Origin of the sequence: Rathayibacter tanaceti (genome assembly GCF_009834165.1) — a bacterium.
GTDB classification, from domain to species: domain Bacteria; phylum Actinomycetota; class Actinomycetes; order Actinomycetales; family Microbacteriaceae; genus Rathayibacter; species Rathayibacter tanaceti.
Window position 1 is genome coordinate 1,932,783 of record NZ_CP047186.1, and the last position, 22,356, is coordinate 1,955,138.

Consider the following 22,356-nt stretch of genomic DNA (forward strand, 5'->3'; position numbering starts at 1 on the left):
CGAGTTCACGCGGCATCCCGTCAGGGGGGCCGACCCGCGGCTCGCTCAGCGGTCAGCCTATGCTCGGTCCGGTGACCAGGATCATCGCCGGTTTCGCCGGCTCGCTCACCCTCCGGGTTCCGCACGCGGGCACCCGTCCGACCAGCGACCGGGTCCGCGAGGCCGTCTTCTCAGCCCTCGAGGCGCGCGCTGCCCTCGAGGAGGCGACCGTCGTCGACCTGTACGCCGGGTCCGGCGCGCTCGGCCTCGAGTCGGCCAGTCGCGGGGCGAGCTCGGTGATCCTCGTCGAGCGTGATCCGAAGGCCGCCAGGACCGCGGGCGAGAACGTCCGCGCGATCCTCACTGCGGCGGCCAAGAACGGGGCGCCCGCTCCGCGGATCGAGGTGGTCACCGCCTCCGTGCGGTCCTTCCTCGGCTCCTCGCCCGCGCTGAACGCCGACGCGGTGTTCCTCGACCCGCCCTACGACCTCGGCGAGGACGAGCTGGCCGCCGATCTCGCCGGAGTCCTCCCGCTGCTGCGCGAGGACGCGGTCGTCGTGGTCGAGCGCAGCGCGCGCAGCCCGGAGCCGCGATGGCCGGCGGGCCTCGAGCGCGAGCGACGCAAGGACTACGGCGAGACCTCGATCTGGTGGGCGTCGCCCGCAGCGGCCGTCTCCGACTCCTGAGAGCGCCGACGGCCGGAACGTCCTCTCGGTCAGCGAGAGAAAACGCCTCGTCGGGCGGCCTCCCGCAGGCTCCGTCACGGCGTCAACCCGCCGAGCCGTCCCAGCCCCGGTAGGGGTCCCATCCACCGTCCTCCGTCAACGGCGCACCGCCCAGCCGCACGTCCGGCGCACCCTCGCGCACGACCCCGAGAGCCGTGAATCCGGCGGGCAGCGGGGCGCTGGGGGCGAAGCAGGCCAGCATCGCGTGGTCCTCTCCCCCGCCGAGGACCATCGCCCGCGCGAGAGCGAGATCGACGCCCTCGACCCCCAGCAGCTCGCGGGCATGCCGATCGACGGCCTCCGCATCCAGGTCGACGACGACGCCGCTCGCCCGGGCCAGTCGGCGGGAGTCGAGCACGACCCCGTCCGACACGTCCATCATCGCGGTGGCCAGGCCGCCCGCAGCGGTCCCCGCGAGGATCGGAGGCGTCGGCCGCAGCTGCGCGTCGAGCAGTGACGGGTGCCGCTCGCGGAGGCGCACGGCGAGGGCGGCCGACGGCTCACCCTCCTCCCGCGCCCGCTCGAACAGCAACCGCAACCCGAGCCCGGCCCGGCCGAGCGGCCCCGCCGTGGCCAGCACGTCGCCCGGGCGCGCACCGCTGCGCAGCACTGGCTCACGCCCGTCGAGCGAGCCGAACGCCGTGATCGAGAGCGTCAACGTCGCGGAGGCGGAGAGGTCGCCCCCGACGACCCCGCAGCCCGGCGCCATGGCGGCGCAGCCCGCGGCGAGACCGGAGGCGATCCCCTCCAGCACCTCGACACCGAGCGACTGCGGTGCGGCCAGCGCGACGACGAGGCCGGTCGGCCTGGCGCCCATCGCGGCGACGTCGGCGAGATTGGAGGCGGCTGCCTTCCAGCCGAGATCCGAGGGGCTCGACCAGGCGAGCCGGAAGTCGGGGCCGTGCACCATCATGTCGGTCGTGACGACGAAGCGGCCGTCCGGAGCACGCAGCACCGCACTGTCGTCGCCTGGACCGACCAGGGTCTCGACGCCGCCCGCTCCCCCGCCGTCGAGCCGCGCCAGGACACGCGTGAGCACCTCGCTCTCGCTCAGCTCGGCGAGGGTGGGACTCCGATCCGCTGCCATGGTTCACACGCTAGCGTTGACCGCGATGCTCCCCCGCCGCCTCCGCACCCCCCTCGTCGCCGCCTCCGCACTCCTTCTGCTCTCCGGCTGCGCAGCGACGGTCGCCCTCGAGCCCGCGGCCGACGCCACGAGCACAGGCTGCGCTGCGGTCTCGGCCAGGCTGCCCGACGTGGTGGCCGAACAGCCCGAGCGCGAGACGAACGCGCAGGGCACCGCCGCCTGGGGCACACCCGCGGCGGTGATCCTGCACTGCGGAGTCGAGGTGCCGGCGCCGACGACAGACCTGTGCGTCTCCGTCAGCGGAGTCGACTGGATCATCGACGAGACACGGAAGGACGAGGACATCTACACCTTGACCACCTACGGGCGTGATCCCGCCGTGCAGATCACCGTCGATCAGAGCCGCGCGTCCGGCTCATCCGCCGTGCTCGACCTCGCGAGCGCCGTCTCGTCCCTCCCGCAGACACGGAAGTGCACGAACGTGTCGGATTCCGACACTCTCGACCCTTCAGGGACTCCCTCCGGCTGACCCTCCTGCATCGTCACCCGTCGAGAGCTGCGACGACGACGGTCCGCGCATGCCCGTCGGTCGCCCCGAGCGAGCGGGCTCGCGCGACGTAGGCGGCCGCCGCCAGCTGGAGTTCGCGCTCCAGGGCGTCGACGCCCCCGGCGACCACGGTGCCCGCGCGACCGCGCGTCTCCACGACTCCCGCCGCTTCCAGCTCGCGGTAGGCACGGGCGACGGTCCCCGGAGCGAGTCCGAGCGTCCCGGCCAGCGAGCGCACCGTCGGCAGACGTGTGCCCACGGGCAGCTCCCCCGCAGCGATCCGAGCGGTGATCTGCTCGCGGATCTGCTCGAACGGCGCGGCGCCGCCGCTGACGATCCGCAGCGCGAGCGCCCCCGTCATCGAACGGCGACCGGGACGCGCTCGAGAGCGAGATCGATCAGCTCGCCGATCAGGTCGGGGTAACCGACGCCGCTCGCGGCCCACATCCGCGGGAACATCGAGATCGGTGTGAAACCGGGCATGGTGTTGATCTCGTTGACGACGAAGCCGCCGGCCGTCAGGAAGAAGTCGACGCGCGCGAGTCCCTCGGCGCCGATGGCGTCGAACGCGCGCACGGCGAGCGCGCGCATCTCGGCGAGCTCGTCGTCGGCGAGGTCGGCGGGGCAGACGAGCTCGATCCCTGCGGCGCCGAGGTACTTGGCCTCGAAGTCGTAGAAGCCGCGGCCCGACACGACGACCTCGCCCGCGACGGAGGCGCGCGCCGGGCCGCCGCCGCGTCCGCCGAGCACCCCGATCTCGACCTCGCGGCCGACGATCCCCGATTCGATGAGCACGCGCGAGTCGTGCGCGAACGCCTCCTCCAGCGCGGCCTCGAGCTGCGCGCGCTCGTCGATGCGGCTGACGCCCACGCTCGACCCGGCTCGGGCGGGCTTCACGAACGCCGGGAGCCCGAGCTCGTCGAGCGCGGCGGAGGCGTCGCCCGGGTCGGCGCGCCATTCGGCCTCGGTGACCGTGTACCAGGGAGCGACCGCGAGGCCGGCAGCCTGCAGCACGGTCTTGGTGAAGTGCTTGTCCATCCCGAGCGCCGAGGCGAGGACCCCGGAGCCGACGTAGGGCAGACCGACGAGCTCGAGCATCCCCTGCACCGTGCCGTCCTCGCCCCACGGTCCGTGCAGGATAGGCAGCACGACGTCCACCTCGCCGAGCGAGCGCGTCGAGCCGCCGGACGCCGTCACTGTCAGCTCGCGCGAGAGCGCCGACTCCGGCCAGTGCACCCGGGTGCCGTTGTCGTCGATGCGGGGAAGCGCCGCCGCATCGAGAGCGAACTTCTCCGGGCGGTCCTCCTCGAGCACGAACGCGCCGTCGGGGGTGATCCCGATGGGGATCACCTCGAAGCGGTCACGGTCGATCGCGCGCAGTACCCCCGCCGCGGTTGCGCAGCTGATCGAGTGCTCGCTGGAGCGCCCCCCGAACAGAACGGCCACTGCGAGCTTGCTGGTCATCGAGGTTCCTCTCACCCTGTGGCTCGTCCGAATCCGTGGTCAGGTGCGGCGCGATGTCCTTCGGATCGAGCGTACCGGCGAGCACCTGCGACACCTGCTCGACGATGGGCATGTCGACGCTCCGGGCGCGTGCCAGCTCGAGGACGGGCGCGACCGAGGCGAGCCCCTCGGCCGTCTGCTGCATCGACGCGACCACGTCGCTGAAGCTGTAGCCCTGGCCGAGCAGGCGCCCCGCCGTGTTGTTGCGCGAGAGCGAGGAGCTGGACGTGGCGATCAGGTCGCCGAGCCCGGCGAGCCCGGCCATCGTCTCGGGCCGTCCGCCGTACGCGACCGCGAAGTCGGTCATCTCGGCGAGGCCTCGCGTGATGATCGAGGCCTTCGTGTTCTCGCCGTAGCCCACGCCGTCGACGATGCCGATCGCGACCGCGATCAGGTTCTTCAGCACTCCGCCGAACTCGGTGCCGATCACATCGGTGTTCACGTACGAGCGGAAGTAGCGGTTGGTGGCGGCGAGGGCCACCTCCTGCGCCGTGACGAGGCTCTCGGAGGCGATGACCGCCGCGGTCGGCTGCTCCTTCGCGATCTCGAGGGCGAGGTTGGGTCCGGAGGCGACGGCGATGCGATCGGGCGAGATCGGCAGCATCTGCGCGATCACCTCGCTCATCCGCTGCCCGGTGCCCTTCTCGACGCCCTTCATCAGGCTCACCAGCACGGTCCGCTCGGTGAGGAATGGCGTGATCGCCTCGAGGTTGCCGCGGAGCGACTGCGACGGGATCGACAGGTAGACGTGGTCCGCGCCCTCGAGCGCCTCCTCGATGCGGGGGGTCGCTCGGATGCTGCGCGGCAGGTTGATGCCGGGGAGGTAGTCGCTGTTGCGCTTGGCCTCGGTGATCTCGCGCGCGAGCTCGGCCCGGCGGGCCCACATCACCACCTCGGAGCCGCCGTCGGCGAGGATCTTGGCGAACGTCGTCCCCCAGCTCCCCGCTCCTAGGACGGCGACGCGGCGAGGGACCGGGATCGGCGTCCTCTGGCTTCTACTGCTCAAAGCGTCCCGTGCCCTTCTGGTCGTGGTCGGCCGGATTCCAGCGCTTCTCGGGCGCTCTCTCGCCACGCAATTCCTCGAGTAGACCGGTGATGGCCGCCATCACGACCGCAGAGGCCTCGTTGAGGGTCGCGGAGTCGAGGCTGCGCCCGCGGAAGGCGGAGAGATCGACGGGGTCGCCGACCAGTACGTCGACGCGCTTGCGGCGGAACAGCGTGATCCGCTTGGAGTAGCGCCCCATGAGCTGCTGCGTGCCCCAGTGCGCCACAGGGACGACCGGGAGTCCGTACTGCAGCGCCATCCGGACGGCACCGGTCTTGCCGCGCATGGGCCACAGCTCGGGATCACGGGTGAGGGTGCCTTCGGGGTAGATGATGACCGAGCCGCCCTGGTCGACCAGCTCCTTCGCCGATTTCAGCGGCTCGCTGCCGCGGACGGAGCCGGAGCGCTCGACGGGGATCTGGCCGGATCCGCGCAGGATCGCTCCCAGGACGGGGACCCGGAACAGCGAGGCTTTGGCGAGGAACCGCGGCGCCCGGCCAGAGCGCCAGAGCGTCCAGCCGGTGATGATCGGATCGATCTCGCTGTAGTGGTTGGGCGCGAACACGAACGCGCCGGTGCTCGGCACCTTGTGACCGTCGCGGATGCGGAGGTCGACCGAGGCGGTCATCACGGGGATCACCACCGCCGCGAGGAACCAGAAGATGGACGGACGGCTTCGTTCAGACACCCGCCCATCCTCGCACCCCCGGTCGCGTCGCCCGTCCCCCACGCCCGGGGCCGGCGAGGGACCCCTCGCTCAGGCGTCGAGCGAGAAGTCAGCGCCGAGCAGCTCCAGCTTCGTGAGGAAGTCCTCGTAGCCGCGGCTGATGATGCCGACGTTGGAGACCGTGGACGTGCCCTCCGCGGAGAGCGCCGCGATCAGGTGCGAGAAGCCGCCGCGGAGGTCGGGCACGACGATGTCGGCCCCGTGCAGCTTCGACGGCCCTGAGATGACGGCCGAGTGCATGAAGTTGCGCTGACCGAAGCGGCAGGCCTGCCCGCCGAGGCACTCGCGGTGGATCTGGATGGTGGCGCCCATCTCGACGAGCGCATCGACGAATCCGAAGCGCTGCTCGTACACGGTCTCGTGCACGATCGAGACGCCCTTCGCGCGGGTGAGGGCGACGACGAGCGGCTGCTGCCAGTCGGTCATGAAGCCGGGGTGGACGTCGGTCTCGATGATGACCGGCTTGAGTTCGCCGCCGGGGTGGTAGAAGCGGATGCCGTCCTCGGCGATCTCGAACGCACCGCCGACCTTGCGGAAGACGTTGAGGAACGTCGTCATCTCCTGCTGGCGGGCGCCGCCCACGAAGATGTCGCCGTCGGTGGCCAGCGCCGCTGCGGCCCAGGAAGCGGCCTCGTTGCGGTCGAAGAGAGCGCGGTGGGTGTAGCCGGTGAGACGATCCACTCCCTCGATCCGGATGACCCGGTCGGTGTCGACCGAGATGATGGCGCCCATCTTCTGCAGGATGTTGATGAGATCCATGATCTCGGGCTCGATCGCCGCTCCCGAGAGCTCGGTGATGCCGGAGGCGCGGACCGCGGTGAGCAGGACCTGCTCGGTCGCTCCGACGCTCGGGTACGGCAGCGACACCTTGGCTCCGTGCAGCCCCTCGGGGGCCGACATCCGGATGCCGGAGGGGAGCTTCTCGACGACGGCGCCGAAGTTGCGCAGGACCTCGAGGTGGTAGTCGATCGGACGGTCACCGATCCGGCAGCCGCCGAGATCCGGGATGAACGCCTCACCCAGGCGGTGCAGCAGAGGGCCGCAGAACAGGATCGGGATGCGGCTCGAGCCGGCGTGCGCGTCGATGTCCGCGAAGTGCGCCGACTCCACGTTGGAGGGGTCGAGGATCAGCTCGCCCACCTCGGCGCCCTGCTTCACCTTGACGCCGTGGACCTCGAGGAGCCCCTTCACGACGCGGACGTCGCTAATGTCGGGGACATCGCGCAGGGTGGAGGCGCCCTCACCCAGGAGCGCCGCGACCATCGCCTTGGTGACGAGGTTCTTCGCCCCCTTGAGCTCGATCCGACCCTTCAGCGGACGGCCGCCGTTGATCGTGATCCGCTCGGTGGTCATCCCCATGCGGGCTCCTGCCGCCTTGGCGTCCTGAAGAAGTGTGTTCACGCTATGTCACCGGCAATGTCTTGGGCCGCCAGCTCTCGCGACGGGTCTCGAATTCGGATATGCGCGCTTCATCGCGCAGTGTCAGGCCGATGTCGTCCAGGCCTTCGATCAGGCGCCATCGAGTGTAGTCGTCGATCTCGAAGGGGAAGGTCTCGCCACCGGCTGTGACCGTACGCGCAACCAGATCCACCGTCGGTTCTATTCCCGGGGTGCGCTCGATGATCTCCCACAGGCGCTCCACGTCGGCCTCTGCGACAACGGCGGCGAGCAGACCCTGCTTCCCGGCGTTGCCGCGGAAGATGTCGCCGAAGCGCGGCGAGATCACGACGCGGAACCCGAAGTCGCGCAGTGCCCAGACCGCGTGCTCGCGGCTTGAGCCGATGCCGAAGTCCGCGCCGGCCACGAGGATCCCCGCACCGCGATAGCGCTCCTGGTTGAGGACGAAGTCCTCCTCCTGGCGCCAGCCGTGGAAGAGGGCGTCCTCGAAGCCGGTCTTCGTGATGCGGCGGAGGTAGACGCCGGGGAGGATCTGGTCGGTGTCGACGTTGCTGCGCTTCAGCGGTGCCGCGAGCGCGGTGACGGTCTCGAACTTCTGCACGGTCAGACCCCCACCGGTTCGCGGGAGGGCTCCAGATCGGAGGGGCTGGAGAGGGTGCCGCGCACGGCCGTCGCCGCGGCGACCAGCGGCGAGACGAGGTGGGTCTTCGCGCCCTTGCCCTGCCTGCCCTCGAAGTTGCGGTTCGACGTCGACGCGACGCGCTCGCCCTCGACGAGCTGGTCGGTGTTCATCCCCAGGCACATCGAGCAGCCGGCGAAGCGCCACTCCGCGCCGAACGCGGTGACGATCCTGTCGAGACCCTCTGCCTCGGCCTCGAGCCGCACGCGCGCAGATCCGGGGACGACCATCACGCGGACACCGGGTGCCTTGGTGCGCCCCTCGATGATCGCCGCGAAGGCCCGTAGATCCTCGATCCGGGAGTTGGTGCACGAACCCATGAAGACCACGTCGACCGGGATCTCCTTCATCGGCGTGCCCGGCGAGAGGTCCATGTACTCCAGGGCTCGGAGCGCGCTCGCGCGCTCGTTGGGGTCGAGCAGCGAGCCGGGATCCGGGACGGCCTGCGAGAGCGAGACGCCCTGGCCGGGGTTGGTCCCCCACGTGACGAAGGGCTCGAGATCGTCGGCGTCGATGACGACCTCGGCGTCGAAGACGGCGCCCTCATCGGTCGGCAGCGTCCGCCAGTACTGGAGGGCCGCGTCCCAGTCGTCGCCGGCCGGAGCGTGCGGACGGCCCTTGAGGTAGGAGAAGGTGGTCTCGTCGGGAGCGACCATGCCGGCGCGGGCACCGGCCTCGATGGACATGTTGCAGATCGTCATCCGACCCTCCATTGAGAGCGCGCGGATCGCCGAGCCGCGGTACTCGAGGATGTAGCCCTGCCCGCCCCCGGTGCCGATCCGGGCGATGACGGCGAGGATGATGTCCTTCGCCGTGACGCCCTCCTTCAGCGTTCCCTCGACCGTGATCGCCATCGTCTTGAAGGGCTTCAACGGGAGGGTCTGCGTCGCCATCACGTGCTCGACCTCGCTGGTGCCGATGCCGAAGGCGATCGCGCCGAACGCTCCGTGCGTCGAGGTGTGCGAGTCGCCGCAGACCACCGTGACTCCGGGCATCGTCAGGCCCAGCTGCGGTCCGACGACGTGGACGATGCCCTGCTCGACGTCGCCGAGCGAGTGCAGGCGCACACCGAATTCGGCGGCGTTGCGGCGCAGGGCCTCGATCTGCGTGCGACTGATGGGGTCCTGGATCGGGCGGCCGATCTCGAGCGTCGGGGTGTTGTGGTCCTCCGTGGCGATCGTGAGATCGGGGCGGCGGAGCGGACGACCCGCGGCGCGCAGCCCGTCGAACGGCTGGGGGCTCGTCACCTCGTGCAGGAGGTGCAGGTCGATGTAGATCAGATCGGGTGCCCCACCCTCGCCCTTGACCACGACATGGTCGTCCCAGACCTTCTCGGCCAGAGTGCGAGGTCGCTGCGCGGGGGCGCCGGAGCCCGGATCGGTCTCGGCGGCGCCGTTCGAGCTGTCGGTCATGACGGTTCCTTCTCCTCCTCGGGAGTCGCTGCTCGGCCAGGCGAGGCACCGCGACGAGAGAGGCCGGTCAGATCGAGGTCTCGTCGCGGCACGGAAGGAGGTTCAGCCCGCTCAGCATGGACCGAGAATAGCACCGCGTCACCGCCCGACCACGGGCGGGGCGGCGCGGAGTCGCCCGCGTCAGGCGCGCGGCTCGAGGACCGCGTCGGCGATGACGACACTCACGTTGTCGCGTCCTCCCGCGTCGACCGCGGCGCGCACGAGCACAGATGCCAGATCGGCCGCCTCGACCTCTCCGGCGTCGCGGCGCGCGAAGAACCCGGCGATCCGCTCGTCCGAGAGCTCCTTGGTGAGACCGTCGGAGCAGAGCAGGTAGCTGGCGCGCGGAACGACGGGCAGCGTCCACACGTCGGTCTCGACCTCGTCGTCGGCGCCGAGGGCACGGGTCACGATGTTGCGGTCGGGATGCGACTCCGCGGACTCCCTGCTGAGGAGTCCCGCCGAGACCAGCTCCTGGACGGCGGAGTGGTCGACGGTGAGCTGCTCCAGCCCAGCCCCGTCCCAGCGGTAGACTCGGGAGTCGCCCACGTTGAACAGTGCCCAGCGCACCGGTCCGCGCGGATCGGGGCGGACCAGCGTCAACCCGGTGAGGGTGGTTCCGCAGAGCGCGCCGCCGACATCGAGTCCACGGACCGCCGAGTTCGCGGATTCGACGAGCTCGAACACGGCGTCGACCGGGCCGATGCCTGCGGAGCGGTGGGCGCGCAGAGCGTCGACGGCGGCGGCGCTGGCCAGGTCGCCCCGGGCGTGCCCACCCATGCCGTCGGCGACGGCGAGGAGGACGTCCTCCGCGAGCAGGGCGTCCTCGTTGACGCGGCGGACGGATCCGACATCGGTGCTGCTGCTCACGGAGAGGCGCAGCACACCCTGGGGCAGATCGAGGACGGTCGTACTCATCGGCGGCTCACTTCTCCTCGGAGGCGGCCCGCGCGTCGTCGGAGACGACCTCCGGGTGCCCGTCGTGCAGCTCGATGTGCCGGTGCTCGCGCCGCATCTTCGCGAGGCTCGCCAGGGTCGCGACAGTCATGCTGAGGACGATGACGACCAGCGAGGTGATCGTGTCGATGTCCCAGACCGGGACCGGCTCACCGCCGTTGAGGAACGGCAGGTCGTTCTCATGCAGGGCGTGCAGCACGAGCTTCACCCCGATGAACGCGAGGATGAACGCGATGCCGTACTTGAGGTACTCCAGCTTGTCGATCAGACCGCCGAGGAGGAAGTAGAGCTGGCGCAGCCCCATCAGGGCGAAGATGTTCGCGGTGAAGACGATGAACGGGCTCTCGGTGATGCCGAAGATGGCCGGGATCGAGTCGAGCGCGAAGAGCAGGTCGGTGGAGCCGATGGCCAGGAACACGATGAGCATCGGCGTGAAGTAGCGGGTGCCGTCGATCGTCGTGCGGATCTTCGAGCCGTCGAACGAGTCCGCGATCCTGACTCGGCGGCGCAGGAGGCGGATCAGCAGGTTGTCGGTGCCGCCGTCCTCGTCCTCCTTGCCGAACGCCTGGTTCCAGGCCGTGTAGACCAGGAACGCGCCGAAGAGGTAGAAGATCCAGCTGAAGCTCTCGATGAGCTGAGCACCTAGCAGGATGAACACACCGCGGAAGATCAGCGCGATGATGATGCCCACCATCAGCACCTCCTGCTGCAGCTTCGCCGGCACCGCGAAGCGGCCCATGATGATGACGAACACGAACAGGTTGTCGACCGAGAGGCTGTACTCGGTCAGCCAGCCCGCGACGAACTGGCCCGCGAGCTCCCCGCCGCCCAGGATCAGCATCAGCAGGGCGAACACCAGTGCCAGCGCGACGTAGAAGCCGACCCAGAGGCCCGACTCCTTCAGACTCGGCACGTGCGGGCGCTTGTAGACCAGGAGCAGGTCGGCGGCGAGGACCAGGCTCAGCACGACGAACGAGCCGATCACGAACCAGACGGGCAGATCGAGCATGGGAGCCTTTCGAGGATGCGGGAGGGAGCCGGCGGACCGTTCCGGGGATCGGCTCTCGAGTCACGGCAGGCACCCGGGCCGGCTCGCGACTCCCGGCGCCGATGCACCGGCGGGACCGCGCGGTACCTCCGTGCGCGGATGCGATCCTATCGCCGACACGAGGCGCGGCGGAGCGTGCACGCGGGAGGACCGACTCCGAGCGACGCCGCCCGGCCGCAGCGTTAAACGAGAAGAACCCCCGGGTATGACCGGGGGTTCTTCTCGTGTTGCCGTGGTGACCCCAGCGGGATTTGAACCCGCGTTACCGCCGTGAGAGGGCGACGTCCTAGGCCGCTAAACGATGGGGCCGCGTTTTTGCAACTCGAAGAGTGTGGCATATGCCTCCGCGTCGGTGCAAATCGAGCGGGGCCGCATCGGGGTCCCCGCGACCCACGGCCCTTGCTCCATGCCCGTCGACGCGCTTGGCTCGTTCCATGAGACTGACGAAACTCGAGCACGCGACCGTCCTGATCGAGGAGGGCGGCGCCCGGCTCGTCGTCGACCCCGGCTCCTTCACGCGACCCGTCGAGGGGACGGCCGGGACCGTCGCCGTGGTGATCACGCACGAGCACGCCGACCACTGGACTCCGGAGCAGCTGCGGCGCCTGCGCGACGCGGCTCCGTCGCTCCGGATCCTCGGCCCGGCCGGGGTCGCCGCCGCGGCCGAGCGCTTCGACGTCGAGACGGTCGCCGACGGCGACGTCGTGACGGTCGGCCCGTTCGAGCTGCGCTTCTTCGGCTCCCGTCACGCGGTGATCCACCGCAGCATCCCCGTGATCGACAACGTGGGCGTCCTGGTGAACGGCCGCGTCTACTACGCCGGCGACTCGTTCACGGTGCCGGAGGGCGTCGACATCGAGGTCCTCGCGGCGCCCGCGGGTGCACCGTGGATGAAGATCGCCGAGGTGATGGATTACGTGCTCGAGCTCGCTCCGCGCCACGCCTTCGCGACCCACGAGCAGGTGCTCTCGGAGGCCGGGCGCTCGCTCAGCCACGACCGGCTGGCCTGGGCCGTCCGCGAAGGCGGCGGCGAGTACCACGCCCTCGAGCCGGGAGACGTGCTGGAGCTCTGACGGCGGGACTCGCCCAGGATCACTCGTCCCACCCGGGCGCCCGCTCTTCGTGCCAGCGCTCACCGGATCGGTGGAGCCGCCGTCGCCCGAGCGCGAGAAGCAGCACCGACAGGCCCAGATCGAAGACCGTCGGCAGGACGGCGACGAGGACCGCCGGGCCCGGGGCGACCGCCTGCAGGACACTGCTCGCGCTCAGCCGCCCATCGAACAGACCGACCACGAGCGCCATCGAAGGCGACACCACGAGGAGAGTCGCCAGCCAGGCCGGAAGCAGGAGGAGGGCCGGAGCGAGCGGCTGCGTCGACGTCGATCGCCGAAGCCCCAGCGCCGCACTCGGGAGGACGAAGACGAGCGCTCCAGGAATGAGCCCGACCGCCGCGAAGAAGAGGAAGAGCGAGGCGAAGTCGGGGGCCACGAGCGCGCCGACTCCCGCCAGCGCCGACGTCACGCCGACGGGGAGGAGGGACACGGCCGCGGCCCACCCGAGAACGCGCAGCACCTGGGGCTCCGCGTTCTCGGATGGTTCGATCACGGAATCCTCGACGGGTTGTCGGCTCGTCGGCGAACTTCTACCGATGAGCGGGCGCCACGGCCGCGTACGCACCGTTCCCGATGACAACCGGATTCCGGTCGACGATCGATCAGTAGTACTCGCCCTGGCGGTAGTCCCAGGAGTTGAAGTGCTCGGCCAGGTTCAGCATGATGCGCTCGTAGTCGAGGCCGCGGCGGATGAGCACGGGGCCCGGGGTGATCGAGCGCTCGCCGCGCTGCTCGGGGATGAGGGTTCCGGAGGCGTCGACGAGCGACACCATCACGCCCTGCTCGTGGCGCGAGTCCTCGTCCTTGCCGGGCTGGATGGAGGCCACGTAGCCGTCGGCGGCGACGATCACGTCGGCCTCGTTCTCGATCCGCTCGCCGATGTTGGCGACCCGACCACGGTTGCCCACTCCCGAAGGGTTGGCGGAGCTGGCGAAGCTGAGGGTCCGGTCGCGCTCCCAGAGCAGGGTGACCAGCTGCTCGGCGGGGCGGCCGAAGCGGATGACGAAGCAGCTCGTGCCGCGCTTGTCGCGGACCAGCTCACGGGCGTCCTCGTCGATCATGTCGACCGCGGACTCCTTCCACGGGAGGATGCAGCCGAGGAGGATGTCCTCGTCCCAGTGCTTCTGGTAGAAGGCGAGGATCTCGTCGTTCAGCTCGGCGAGCTCGGTCAGCTGCTCGATGCTGGAACAGAGCACGACGCCGGGCTTGTTGCGGTTGCGCTGCTTGGCCGAGAACTTGCGCTCGAGGCCCGCTCCGTCGGTCGTCATCAGGATGTAGCCGACCTTGGTCGCGCAGACGACCAGCCCACCGGGAGCGGACAGCGCGTCCACCGCCTCCTCAGGAGCCTGCTCGCGCCATTCGATCACCGTCGTGCTGGTCATTCTTTCCCTTTCGTGGTGTCCAGAGACGCCATGGGCGGGGGCCCCGGCCGAGCGGAAGCCTAGCGGATGGCCTCCCCTCCCCTCCGGGTGCGACGCCGCGGACGGGCGCGCGCCGGGCTCCCGGATCGACTCCGGGGCCCGGTGCGCGCCCGCCCGCCTCTCGTGCGTCGACGGGAAGACTCAGGCGAGCGCCGTGAGCGAGCCGCGCGCGAGCGTGTTGACAGTCAGGTGGAAGCCGACCAGCGAGGCCGGCGTCGACTCGTCGACCGGCAGCGTCGGCACTCCGAGCGCGTGCACCGTGAAGAGGTACCGGTGCGGGCGGTCACCGGGCGGCGGCGCCGCACCGGCGTAGGCGAGCGACCCGAGGTCGTTGAGCGCCGGGCGTCCCACGTCCGTCGAGCCGGCGGACAGCTCGGTGACCTCCTTCGGGATGTCGACCAGGACCCAGTGGTGGATGCCGCCGAGGGTCGGCGCATCGGGGTCGAAGACGGTGACGGCGTACGACTGCGTCCCTTCGGGGCCGGCGCTCCAGCGCAGGGACGGACTGGTGTCGCCGCTGCCCTGGGCCTCGGCGAGCCGCTCGCCGTCGGCCACCTCGTCGCTGGACACCTCCAGCGGCGCCACGGCGGGCAGGAAGTCGAGCGGGTGCGGAGGGGTGTTCCTCGTCAGATCGGTCATGTCGTTCTCCTCTTTTCTTGTCTCAGTCCGTGACTCGGCCGCGGACGCCGTCGAGCCAGTAGTCGGAGTGCCGGTCGGACGTCGCCGCGTCGCGGAACGAGTACGTCTTCAGCAGCCAGCGGAAACGGGTCTTCTCGCGGTCCTGGACGTCGACGAGCTGGCGGCTGTGCAGGCCGTCCTGGTTCGCGATGATCAGCAGGTCCGCGTCGCGGATGCGGTGGTACTGCTCGCTGACCTTCGAGAGCGCGTCGCGGAACTGCCACAGCGCCCACAGGTGCGGCAGGTCGTCCGGATCGGCCGGCACCGTCCGGGTGTCGTAGTAGCGGAAGCTGTGCTCGTTCTCGAGCAGAGCGTGCTGGTCCGACACGATCTGGTTCTTGTTCTGCGCCCGCGAGAGCTCGTCGAACGGGGTGATGTAGACCGCTTCGCGCAGGAGCGCCTGGTTCTCGGTCGAGATGAAGCGCAGGATCTCGCGGCCGTCGACGTACTTCGTGTAGACGAGGTCGGTCTCGGGCGTGCGCAGGCCCAGGAGCGAGATGAAGTCGGCGCGCACCGGGTGCGCCGTCCGCTCGTTGTGCCAGTAGAGCTCGCCGTCGGTCTTCTGCGTCTGCGTGTTCGAGAAGCGGTTGTCGGCGTAGACGTCCTGGAAGAAGTCGCCGTTGTTGCGGGTGGCGTAGGCCAGCAGCGGCGAGCCGAGGTACTGCGACTGCAGCTCGAGCAGGCCCTCGCCGACGAAGGTCAGCTTCTTGCGGTACTTGTCCTCGAGCGCATCGTCCTGGTCGAGCCAGGGGATCTCGTCGTCGACCGGGTTGTTCGAGATCAGGTGCGCGTAGCTGATCTTCTCGTCGCGCTCGCGCCGGACGCGAGCGAGCGCGTCGACGAAGCCCTGCGGGACGTCACCGCTGTCGATCAGCGCGGCGATCGCGTCGCGGAAGGGGTTGTAGTCCTTGTAGGGGTCGATGGCGATCGCCAGCAGCGACTGCTGGAGGGTCGACCTGTCGGAATCGGAGAACGTGTAGATGGGCTGCATTGCTTCACTCCTTGCACGTGGATGAGGGACGCCGCCGGCGGGCTCGTCCCGGTCTTCCTCGGTCACTCCGCTTCCGCGGGGACGGCCCTCCTTTCCTGTCGTCGCATCGAGACGGCCCCGATCGTCTGCGCGAGGATCGCGAGGACGACGAGGACGACGAGGGTCGGCGCGGTCCCTCCCGTGAGAGGGACGAGGATCCCGGCGCCGACGAGCAGGACAGCCTGGAGGATCCCCTGGTTGCGCTCCAGCCCGCGCATCACCGCGACCCGGGCGCCGTCCTCCAGCCCGTTCATCGCGGGCGCCAGGGCGATCATCGTCGCGGGCCGCACGAAGCCGCCCGCGATCCCGAGCAGGGCGAGGCCGGCGATCGCAGCCCCGAGGACGCCGAGGGTGGTCAGGGCGAGGCCCAGCACCTGAGTGAGCGCCGTCAGCTGGAACACCAGGGGCGTGCCGGCGATGATCGGTGAGAGCCGGGCGGCGGCGAGGCCGGCGAGCGTGTAGAGGCCCAGCACCAGGCCGAACGCGGGGAGCGACAGCCGCAGCTCCTGGAAGAGCAGCAGCGGCACCACGAAGGTGTAGGCGGCGAGCAGGACGGCGCGGTTCACGGAGTAGTACAGGGACCAGAAGCGCACCGCCGCGGGCAGGACGGCCGGTCGCACGGCGCGCGCCCGCGTTCCCGTGGAGGCTCCAGCACCGAGCGGCAGGCGTGCGAGGAGCACCACGGCCAGCGCGGCGCACGACACCAGCGCGCTGAGGAGGAACGGCAGCCGGTCCCACAGCGCGAGCGAGGCCGCTCCGATCACTCCGGCCCCGAAGGAGGCGAGGAACATCCCGCTCTGCACCGCCGTCTCCTGGCGGCGGGCATCGGCCCCCGCGCGCAGCGAGGAGGCCAGCGCTGCGTCGCGCCCCGCCGTCAGCGCGAAGCCGCCGCCGGCGAGCAGCTGGCTGATCACGACGGCCACCGGATCGGCGTCCAGCACGATCACCACGAGGCCCAGCGCCTTCACTCCCTCACCGACGACGAGCGCGCCCGCCGAGGACAGGCGGCGCGTGAGCGGCGAGAGCGGGCCGTCGGCGAGCGCCGCCACGACCCCGTAGAGCGCGAGCAGCAGTGCCACGGCCAGGATCGGGTAGCCGCGCGCCAGCAGGAACACCGCGACCACGGGCAGGTGGAAGTAGGCACGCGAAACGATCCGGTAGACCGTGATCAGAGCCGCGGCACTCCCTTCGCGCACGACGTCCGCGCGCCCGCCCTCAGACAAGGGAGGGCACGACGACACGGAGCGCCTCGGCGCCGAGATCGCCCTGGCGCACGATCGACGCCCCGCCGACGAGGGAGAGGATCGTGCTGCTCATCGTCGAATCGGGCGCGGTGGCGCTGCGGATGAGGTAGTCGCTGTCGCCGCCGAGATGCTCCGCGGCGAGGTCGAAGTCGACGAGGCCGGTCGACACCGTACCGCTGATGTTGGCCGACGTCGCGGCGAGGGGCAGCCCCGAGAAGATCGAGAGGAGGTTGATCGGGGCGCTGAGGTTGTGCACGACCGACACCGTGTCCTGGCCCGAGGTGACCCAGTCCGGGACGACGGGCTTCCTGCGCAGGATCACATTGAGCGGCCCCGGCCAGAAGGCCGCGACCACAGCATCCATGTCGGCCGTCTCCGGGGCGAAGGCCCAGGTCGCCCAGTCGCGGGGCGCGGACACGAAGAGGGTGAGCGGCTTCGCGCCGTCGCGCTTCTTCATGTCGTAGAGGCGGGAGCAGGCGCTGCGCGAGAAGGGGCTGGCGAACACGCCGTAGTTGGTGTCGGTCTGCGCGATGACGGTCGCGCCCTCGCGGAGCTCCTGCCCGATGCGCCGGAGCTCGTCGAGATCGGTCGCGTCGATGATCTGTGCCGTCATGGGTGGTGCTCCTGCTGCGCTCGGGCGCGTCCGGGCGGGGCCGGATCGCGTCGCTGTCGGGGTGGTCCGCTGACGGCGGCGTCCCACGGAGGACGCCTGGCGGAGCGGAGGGCGCGAAGGCCATCCGGACGCCGACGACGACGGAGGAGAGGAGCGGCTGCGTCCTCCCCCCGAGGACGTCTGCCCGGCGAAAGTAGCACGGCGCGCATCCCGCCCGAGGGTTCGCGACGGGGGATGACGAAACAAGACGTCGGGACCCGAGCGCGGTGCCGGAGATCGGTATGTTCCGCTGACGCGCCGCATCTCCGCGACGTTCTCCAGGAGCCGCGGATCAGCCCGATCGTCCTCTCGACGGCGCACCACGGCCGACGCCGGACGGCTGGCGGCGATTCTCCTGCCGCGCCCTCCCGCTCCTCGACAGAAGGACAGCCCATGATCGACTACTGGCCCGTGCTCCTCATCCTGCTCACGATCGTGGCCGTCGTGGTCCTGGTCGTCGTCCTGAAGGTCGAGCCGGTGATCGCCCTGCTCGTCTCGGCTCTCGGGCTCGGCCTCGTCTCGGGGCAGGGCGGCGAGGGGACGGTGACGGCGATGACGTCCGGCTTCGGCGCGGTCCTCGGCGACATCGGCCTGCTGATCGCGCTCGGCCTGCTGCTCGGGTCGCTCCTGGAGGCGCTGGGCGTCGCTCCGCTGCTCGCCCGCTGGCTCGTGGCGCGCTTCGGCCGCCGCGCGCTCCCTCTCGCGTACGCGCTGACCCTCGGTGTCGCCTTCCCCTCGATCTACTCCGACGTGCTCGTCGTGATGAGCGCACCGCTGACCCGCCTGGCCTCGCGGGGGCTCGGCGCCGGAGGGTACGGCCTGCTGGCCGGCTCCTCCATCGTCGGGATGATCGTGGGCGTGGTGTTCGTCGTCCCCGGTGCCGCGGCGCTGGCCACGGCGGGCATCGCGGGCGCTCCCCTGCCGTCGATGGTCGCCGTCGGCGCGCCGCTGGGCATCGTCACCATCGTGCTGACCGTGCTGGTGTACAGCGCCCTGGTGAAGCGCGGCGGCTGGCGGGACGAGCGCGATCTCGAGGGCGGGGCCGTCTCAGGGCCGTCTCCCGAGCACGAGGCGGACGGGACGCGCGTGGTCTCCGGAGGCGCGGCGGTCGCGACGCGGCGGGTCCCGCTCGCGCTGGCCGTCGCTCCGATCGCCCTCACCATCGTGCTGATCGCCGCGAACTCGCTCACCCAGCTGGCCGAGCTCGACGTCCCGCTCCTGCGGTTCCTCGGCGACGCCCACATCGCACTGCTGGCAGGCCTGGTGCTGGCCTACGCGACAGCGCTCGTGGCGCTCCCGAAGGGCGCCGTGGCGACGGCGCTCGGCGCAGCGCTGACGCGCAGCGGTCCGATCGTCGTCCTGACCGGAGTGAGCGGCAGCCTCGCCGCGGTGGTCGGAGGCACCGGGGTCGGCGATGCGCTCGCCGGGGCGTTCGACGGGCGCGCCCTCTCGCCGATCCTGCTCACCTGGGTCGTCGCCGCCGTGCTGCATGCGGCGATCGGCTCCGTCTCGACGGCCGCGATCACCGCAGTGGGCATCGTCGCCCCGCTCATCCCTGTGCTCGACGTCAACCCGGCGCTGATCGCGCTGGCCGCCGGTTCCGGCGCGCTCTTCCTCGGCATGGTCAACGCCAACGCGTTCTGGCTGTTCAAGTCCGTGCTCGGGCTCACCGTCCGCGGAACGCTCACGGCCTACTCGCTGACGCTCTCGATCGCCTCGGTGATCTCGCTCCTGGCGCTGCTCGTCGCAGGCACGTTCGTCTGAGCGGTCGCCGGGCTCCAGGAGGCCACGCTCGCGAGGTCGGCGCCGAACTCGACCCGGAGGCGCACCGGCCCCCCGCCTCGCAGCACGTCAGGCAGCCAGAGGCGGGCGTCGTCCCACATCCGCTCGAACGGCACCTGTTCGACGGCGATGAAGTCGGCCGCGAGCTCGCTCGACTCCGTCACCCGGCCGTCGAAGCGGCGGCAGAGGAAGACGTGCGAGCGCTGACTCCACGCCGGCCGGTGGGGGAAGGAGTAGTCGAGCACGCCGCGCGGCTCCAGGTCGGCCGCGCGGGCGACGAGCCCTGACTCCTCGTGCAGCTCGCGGACGGCAGCGTCGACCGGCGACTCCCCCGGCTCGAGCTTGCCGCCGGGGGCGACCACGCGGCCCTCGCCGAGGCCGCGGCGCTTCCGGCCGAGCAGCACCTCCGTGCCCCGCGGACCCTCGCGGAGGACGTAGACGACGCACACCTCGGGCAGTCCCATCGCGCACCTCCGCTCCCGCGGACCGGGGGCCGGCACCGCCGTCGTAGGCTAGCCCGGTGACGACGACCGCGCTCGAGCGCTTCCAGGCCCTGCTGCGCGTCGACACCGTCTCCCACTCCGACGAGACGGTCACCGAGTGGCGCCGCTTCGACGAGTTCCGCCGGCTCGTCGCCGAGCTCTACCCGGCGCTGCACGAGGCTCTGGAGTTCGAGAGCGTCGCCGGGCACTCGCTGCTCTGGCACTGGCGCGGCGAGGAGCCGGGAGAGCCCGCCGTGCTGATGGCGCACTACGACGTGGTCAGCGTCACGCCGTCGGAGTGGTCGAGCGAGCCGTTCGCGGCCGCCACTGTGGTCGGCGCGGACGGCCGCACGTCCGTGGTCGGCCGCGGAACGCTGGACGACAAGGGTTCCCTGGTCGCGCTGCTCGAGGCCGTCGAGGCCGCGGTGCTGCGCGGTGAGCGGCCCCGGCACGACGTCTACCTCCTCTCGACCCACAACGAGGAGACCGCCGGCGACGGCGCACCCTCGGTGGTCGCCCTCCTGGCGGCCCGGGGCGTCCGACCGCGGTTCGTGCTCGACGAGGGCGGGAACGTCCGGCGCGGGATCCTGCCGGGGGTCACGACCCCCCTCGCGGTGATCGGCGTGACCGAGCGCGGCATCATGAACCTCGAGCTGACCTGCCGCGACGTCGGGGGCCACGCGTCCGCACCGCCGCCGCCTCCCGGGCTCCTGGCCACCCAGCGCCTCGCCCGCGCGATCCACCGGCTCACCGAGAACCCGTTCCCCTCGACCCTCCCCGAGCCCATCGCCGAGCTCGTTCGGGCCGCCGCGGACCACGCGGACGCGGCCCACGCCGTCTGGTACGCCCACCCCCACGAGCACCCGGACGCCGTCATCGGCGCCCTCGCCGCCCACTCCAACCGTTCGGCGGCGATGCTGCGCACCACCGTCGCGATCACCGAGCTGCGCGGCAGCACCGGCGCGAACGTCCTCGCCTCCAGTGCGAGCGCCACCGCCAACGTGCGGATCAACCCCGGCGGCACCGTCGCGGGAGTGGTCGAGCGCGTCCGGGCCGTCATCGACGATCCCGAGGTCGAGGTCGCGGTCAGGGTGGCGCACGAGCCCTCGCCCGTCTCGCCCACCGGCGAGCCAGGGGACGGCGGGCCGTACGACGTCCTGCGCCAGGTCGTCCAGGAGTCGTTCCCCGACGCGATCGTCGCGCCGTACGTGCAGACGGGCGGAAGCGACGCCCGCCACTTCCATGCGATCAGCGATGGCGTCTACCGCTTCATCCCCTTCGAGATCAGCCCGCGGCAGCAGCTCGGGATCCACGGGGCGGACGAGTCGATCGAGGTCGACCAGTTCGAGCGGGCCATCGACTTCTACGCCCGGCTGCTCGTCCGACTCTGAGAGCAGCGCCGAGCAAGCTGGGAGAACCGTTCGATCACGCGCCAGTCTGTGTTGGCCGTGCGTTCACCCCGCAATGATGGACTGATTCGCAGCGGGGCCGCCTCCGCTGAGACAGTGCGCACATGCCGACGCCGGGTCCCCACCCGGCCCCACCGATCGCGGAACCCGAGGATCATGTCCCTCCGTCAGGCCGAGTACCCCCGGCCCCACCACTTCGTCCTGCACCTCAGCGACACCCACTTCATCGCCGGCGACGGCGGTCTCTACGGCTCCGACGTCGACAGCGAGGCGCAACTGCGTCTGCTGTTCGACGAGCTCGAGGAATCGGGCGGCCGACCGGAGGCGATCGTCATCACGGGAGACCTGGCCGACAAGGGCGAGCCGGAGGCGTACGCGAAGCTCCGCGCAGTCGTCGAGCCGGCCGCCGCCCGCCTCGGCGCCGAGGTGATCTGGGTGATGGGCAACCACGACGACCGCGGGGCGTTCCGCGCCGGGCTCCTCGATCAGCTGCCCACCACGCAGCCGGTGGACCGTGTGCACGACGTCAACGGCCTGCGCGTCATCGCGCTCGACTCGACCGTCCCCGGCGCGCACTACGGGGAGATCTCGGGCGCTCAGCTCGACTGGCTGGCGGAGGAGCTGGCGAGCCCGGCCCCGCACGGCACGATCCTGGCGATGCACCATCCGCCGGTCCCCAGCGTGCTCGACCTCTCGGTGCTCGTCGAGCTGCGCGACCAGTCGGCTCTGGCCGAGGTACTCGAGGGATCGGACGTCCGCAGCATCATCGCGGGGCACCTGCACTACTCCTCGACCGCCATGTTCGCGGGCATCCCCGTCTCGGTCGCGTCGGCCACCTGCTACACGCAGGACCTGAACGTGCCGGTCGGCGGCACCCGCGCCAGGAACGGAGCGCAGGCCTTCAACCTGATCCACGTCTACGAGGGCACAGTGCTGCATTCGGTGGTGCCGGTCGGCGCCTCCTCCGAGGTGTCGTACGTCTCGGCGAACGAGACGCAGCGGATCCTCGCGGATCACGGCGTCGAGATCGCTCCGGCGCCGACGGCTCCGCTCGAGCGCGATGAGGCGCTGTACCCGCCGGTCGTGGAGCCGGTGGGCGTCAGCGCTTAGGGGCGTCAGCGCTTAGGGACGTCAGCGCTTAGGGACGTCAGCGCGCACGAGACTCGGCGCTCAGGGGCGTCCAGCCGATCCTGCACATCGATCGGGCCCCGCACAGCACCGAGACGGAGCAGGTCAGACGGCCGGCGTCAGCGGCGGCCGTCCCGATCGCGCGAAAACAGGAAACCCGCGAAGCCCGGGGCCGCCGCGAGAGCGACGGCCGTTCCGACTCCGACGAACACGAGGGAGCCGGCCGGGCCGAGCAGCAGCCCGAGAACGGCTCCCCCGATCGCCCGGCCGCT

The 22,356-nt window shown here is 71.0% G+C and carries 23 protein-coding genes and 1 tRNA gene; 6 read left to right on the plus strand and 18 right to left on the minus strand.

Annotated features, from left to right (window positions below; all coding sequences use genetic code 11):
• The first annotated feature begins 71 nt into the window (after positions 1-71).
• Positions 72-665 carry an RsmD family RNA methyltransferase gene (locus GSU10_RS09100; RefSeq protein WP_068212284.1) on the plus strand — a complete coding sequence of 198 codons (594 nt, stop codon included), beginning with the start codon at positions 72-74 and terminating at the stop codon, positions 663-665.
• An 82-nt stretch (positions 666-747) separates the two neighbouring features.
• Here the strand turns inward: GSU10_RS09100 and thiL are convergent, their stop codons facing one another.
• The gene (gene thiL / locus GSU10_RS09105; protein WP_132504142.1) at positions 748-1,791 is read right to left on the minus strand and encodes a thiamine-phosphate kinase; all 1,044 of its coding nucleotides are present in this window, start codon (positions 1,789-1,791) and stop codon (positions 748-750) included.
• Between thiL and GSU10_RS09110 the strand changes: the two genes are divergently transcribed.
• Positions 1,790-2,320 carry a DUF3515 domain-containing protein gene (locus tag GSU10_RS09110; RefSeq protein WP_236713580.1) on the plus strand — a complete coding sequence of 177 codons (531 nt, stop codon included), beginning with the start codon at positions 1,790-1,792 and terminating at the stop codon, positions 2,318-2,320. The genes thiL and GSU10_RS09110 overlap by 2 nt on opposite strands.
• A 13-nt stretch (positions 2,321-2,333) precedes the next feature.
• Here GSU10_RS09110 and GSU10_RS09115 read toward each other — a convergent pair whose 3' ends face one another.
• The 10 genes from GSU10_RS09115 to GSU10_RS09160 all read right to left on the minus strand — a co-directional run bounded on the left by GSU10_RS09115 (position 2,334) and on the right by GSU10_RS09160 (position 11,455).
• On the minus strand, positions 2,334-2,699 hold the full coding sequence (locus GSU10_RS09115; RefSeq protein ID WP_068210080.1) for a GntR family transcriptional regulator: 366 nt from the start codon (positions 2,697-2,699) through the stop codon (positions 2,334-2,336).
• Complete coding sequence (locus GSU10_RS09120) at positions 2,696-3,802, minus strand: D-alanine--D-alanine ligase family protein (protein WP_068210077.1); 1,107 nt, start codon at positions 3,800-3,802, stop codon at positions 2,696-2,698. The genes GSU10_RS09115 and GSU10_RS09120 overlap by 4 nt, the downstream gene beginning before the upstream one ends.
• Positions 3,699-4,847 (minus strand): NAD(P)H-dependent glycerol-3-phosphate dehydrogenase, encoded by a 1,149-nt coding sequence (locus GSU10_RS09125; protein ID WP_068210074.1) that lies wholly within the window; start codon positions 4,845-4,847, stop codon positions 3,699-3,701. Before GSU10_RS09125 ends, GSU10_RS09120 begins: the two co-directional genes overlap by 104 nt.
• Positions 4,837-5,574, minus strand: coding sequence for a lysophospholipid acyltransferase family protein (locus GSU10_RS09130; RefSeq protein WP_236713579.1), 738 nt, complete (start codon positions 5,572-5,574; stop codon positions 4,837-4,839). The genes GSU10_RS09125 and GSU10_RS09130 overlap by 11 nt, the downstream gene beginning before the upstream one ends.
• 69 nt (positions 5,575-5,643) lie before the next feature.
• On the minus strand, positions 5,644-6,972 hold the full coding sequence (murA, locus tag GSU10_RS09135; RefSeq protein WP_068210067.1) for a UDP-N-acetylglucosamine 1-carboxyvinyltransferase: 1,329 nt from the start codon (positions 6,970-6,972) through the stop codon (positions 5,644-5,646).
• 43 nt (positions 6,973-7,015) lie between these two features.
• Positions 7,016-7,612, minus strand: a complete 597-nt coding sequence (leuD, locus tag GSU10_RS09140; RefSeq protein WP_068210064.1) for a 3-isopropylmalate dehydratase small subunit — start codon at positions 7,610-7,612, stop codon at positions 7,016-7,018.
• Positions 7,613-7,614: 2 nt separating this feature from the next.
• Complete coding sequence (leuC, locus tag GSU10_RS09145; protein WP_132504140.1) at positions 7,615-9,102, minus strand: 3-isopropylmalate dehydratase large subunit; 1,488 nt, start codon at positions 9,100-9,102, stop codon at positions 7,615-7,617.
• 180 nt (positions 9,103-9,282) lie between these two features.
• Positions 9,283-10,059: a PP2C family protein-serine/threonine phosphatase gene (locus tag GSU10_RS09150; protein ID WP_068210062.1), complete on the minus strand. Its 777-nt coding sequence runs from the start codon at positions 10,057-10,059 to the stop codon at positions 9,283-9,285.
• Positions 10,060-10,066: 7 nt separating this feature from the next.
• On the minus strand, positions 10,067-11,107 hold the full coding sequence (locus tag GSU10_RS09155; RefSeq protein WP_132504138.1) for a TerC family protein: 1,041 nt from the start codon (positions 11,105-11,107) through the stop codon (positions 10,067-10,069).
• Positions 11,108-11,379: 272 nt separating this feature from the next.
• Positions 11,380-11,455 (minus strand) — tRNA-Glu (locus GSU10_RS09160).
• A gap of 125 nt (positions 11,456-11,580) precedes the next feature.
• Here GSU10_RS09160 and GSU10_RS09165 point away from each other — a divergent pair.
• A complete protein-coding gene (locus GSU10_RS09165) occupies positions 11,581-12,219 on the plus strand; it encodes an MBL fold metallo-hydrolase (RefSeq protein WP_068210059.1) in 639 nt (212 codons plus the stop codon).
• Between the two features lie 19 nt (positions 12,220-12,238).
• Here GSU10_RS09165 and GSU10_RS09170 read toward each other — a convergent pair whose 3' ends face one another.
• The 6 genes from GSU10_RS09170 to GSU10_RS09195 form a co-directional block, all read right to left on the minus strand.
• Positions 12,239-12,751, minus strand: coding sequence for a hypothetical protein (locus GSU10_RS09170; RefSeq protein ID WP_068210054.1), 513 nt, complete (start codon positions 12,749-12,751; stop codon positions 12,239-12,241).
• 109 nt (positions 12,752-12,860) lie between these two features.
• Entirely contained in the window at positions 12,861-13,640 is a 780-nt protein-coding gene (locus tag GSU10_RS09175; protein ID WP_068210051.1) for an L-threonylcarbamoyladenylate synthase, read from the minus strand.
• 180 nt (positions 13,641-13,820) lie between these two features.
• Positions 13,821-14,318, minus strand: a complete 498-nt coding sequence (locus GSU10_RS09180; RefSeq protein ID WP_068210049.1) for a YbhB/YbcL family Raf kinase inhibitor-like protein — start codon at positions 14,316-14,318, stop codon at positions 13,821-13,823.
• A 22-nt stretch (positions 14,319-14,340) separates the two neighbouring features.
• Complete coding sequence (locus tag GSU10_RS09185; RefSeq protein WP_068210045.1) at positions 14,341-15,348, minus strand: Fe(II)-2OG oxygenase family protein; 1,008 nt, start codon at positions 15,346-15,348, stop codon at positions 14,341-14,343.
• A gap of 62 nt (positions 15,349-15,410) precedes the next feature.
• Positions 15,411-16,583: an MFS transporter gene (locus GSU10_RS09190; protein WP_068210042.1), complete on the minus strand. Its 1,173-nt coding sequence runs from the start codon at positions 16,581-16,583 to the stop codon at positions 15,411-15,413.
• Between the two features lie 19 nt (positions 16,584-16,602).
• A complete protein-coding gene (locus GSU10_RS09195) occupies positions 16,603-17,244 on the minus strand; it encodes an L-threonylcarbamoyladenylate synthase (RefSeq protein WP_068210041.1) in 642 nt (213 codons plus the stop codon).
• Positions 17,245-17,676: 432 nt separating this feature from the next.
• Between GSU10_RS09195 and GSU10_RS09200 the strand changes: the two genes are divergently transcribed.
• A complete protein-coding gene (locus GSU10_RS09200) occupies positions 17,677-19,047 on the plus strand; it encodes a GntP family permease (RefSeq protein ID WP_068210038.1) in 1,371 nt (456 codons plus the stop codon).
• On the opposite strand, the gene GSU10_RS09205 is transcribed toward GSU10_RS09200, so the two are convergent.
• Positions 18,975-19,529 carry an 8-oxo-dGTP diphosphatase gene (locus GSU10_RS09205; RefSeq protein ID WP_068210035.1) on the minus strand — a complete coding sequence of 185 codons (555 nt, stop codon included), beginning with the start codon at positions 19,527-19,529 and terminating at the stop codon, positions 18,975-18,977. The genes GSU10_RS09200 and GSU10_RS09205 overlap by 73 nt on opposite strands.
• Positions 19,530-19,585: 56 nt before the next feature.
• On the opposite strand from GSU10_RS09205, the gene GSU10_RS09210 reads away from it, so the two are divergent.
• Positions 19,586-20,938, plus strand: coding sequence for a M20/M25/M40 family metallo-hydrolase (locus tag GSU10_RS09210; RefSeq protein ID WP_068210032.1), 1,353 nt, complete (start codon positions 19,586-19,588; stop codon positions 20,936-20,938).
• Positions 20,939-21,112: 174 nt separating this feature from the next.
• Complete coding sequence (locus tag GSU10_RS09215) at positions 21,113-22,066, plus strand: phosphodiesterase (protein WP_068210029.1); 954 nt, start codon at positions 21,113-21,115, stop codon at positions 22,064-22,066.
• Positions 22,067-22,356 lie beyond the last annotated feature (290 nt).

Bases quoted from the DNA above. Each gene is read 5' to 3' on its own strand.
- GSU10_RS09180 (WP_068210049.1), bottom strand. From the start codon at position 14,318: ATGACCGATCTGACGAGGAACACCCCTCCGCACCCGCTCGACTTCCTG.
- GSU10_RS09195 (WP_068210041.1), bottom strand. From the start codon at position 17,244: ATGACGGCACAGATCATCGACGCGACCGATCTCGACGAGCTCCGGCGC.
- GSU10_RS09205 (WP_068210035.1), bottom strand. From the start codon at position 19,529: ATGGGACTGCCCGAGGTGTGCGTCGTCTACGTCCTCCGCGAGGGTCCG.
- leuC (WP_132504140.1), bottom strand. From the start codon at position 9,102: ATGACCGACAGCTCGAACGGCGCCGCCGAGACCGATCCGGGCTCCGGC.
- GSU10_RS09115 (WP_068210080.1), bottom strand. From the start codon at position 2,699: ATGACGGGGGCGCTCGCGCTGCGGATCGTCAGCGGCGGCGCCGCGCCG.
- GSU10_RS09120 (WP_068210077.1), bottom strand. From the start codon at position 3,802: ATGACCAGCAAGCTCGCAGTGGCCGTTCTGTTCGGGGGGCGCTCCAGC.
- thiL (WP_132504142.1), bottom strand. From the start codon at position 1,791: ATGGCAGCGGATCGGAGTCCCACCCTCGCCGAGCTGAGCGAGAGCGAG.
- GSU10_RS09165 (WP_068210059.1), top strand. From the start codon at position 11,581: ATGAGACTGACGAAACTCGAGCACGCGACCGTCCTGATCGAGGAGGGC.
- GSU10_RS09185 (WP_068210045.1), bottom strand. From the start codon at position 15,348: ATGCAGCCCATCTACACGTTCTCCGATTCCGACAGGTCGACCCTCCAG.
- GSU10_RS09175 (WP_068210051.1), bottom strand. From the start codon at position 13,640: ATGACCAGCACGACGGTGATCGAATGGCGCGAGCAGGCTCCTGAGGAG.
- GSU10_RS09150 (WP_068210062.1), bottom strand. From the start codon at position 10,059: ATGAGTACGACCGTCCTCGATCTGCCCCAGGGTGTGCTGCGCCTCTCC.
- GSU10_RS09155 (WP_132504138.1), bottom strand. From the start codon at position 11,107: ATGCTCGATCTGCCCGTCTGGTTCGTGATCGGCTCGTTCGTCGTGCTG.
- GSU10_RS09200 (WP_068210038.1), top strand. From the start codon at position 17,677: ATGATCGACTACTGGCCCGTGCTCCTCATCCTGCTCACGATCGTGGCC.
- GSU10_RS09215 (WP_068210029.1), top strand. From the start codon at position 21,113: ATGTCCCTCCGTCAGGCCGAGTACCCCCGGCCCCACCACTTCGTCCTG.
- murA (WP_068210067.1), bottom strand. From the start codon at position 6,972: ATGGGGATGACCACCGAGCGGATCACGATCAACGGCGGCCGTCCGCTG.
- GSU10_RS09110 (WP_236713580.1), top strand. From the start codon at position 1,790: ATGGTTCACACGCTAGCGTTGACCGCGATGCTCCCCCGCCGCCTCCGC.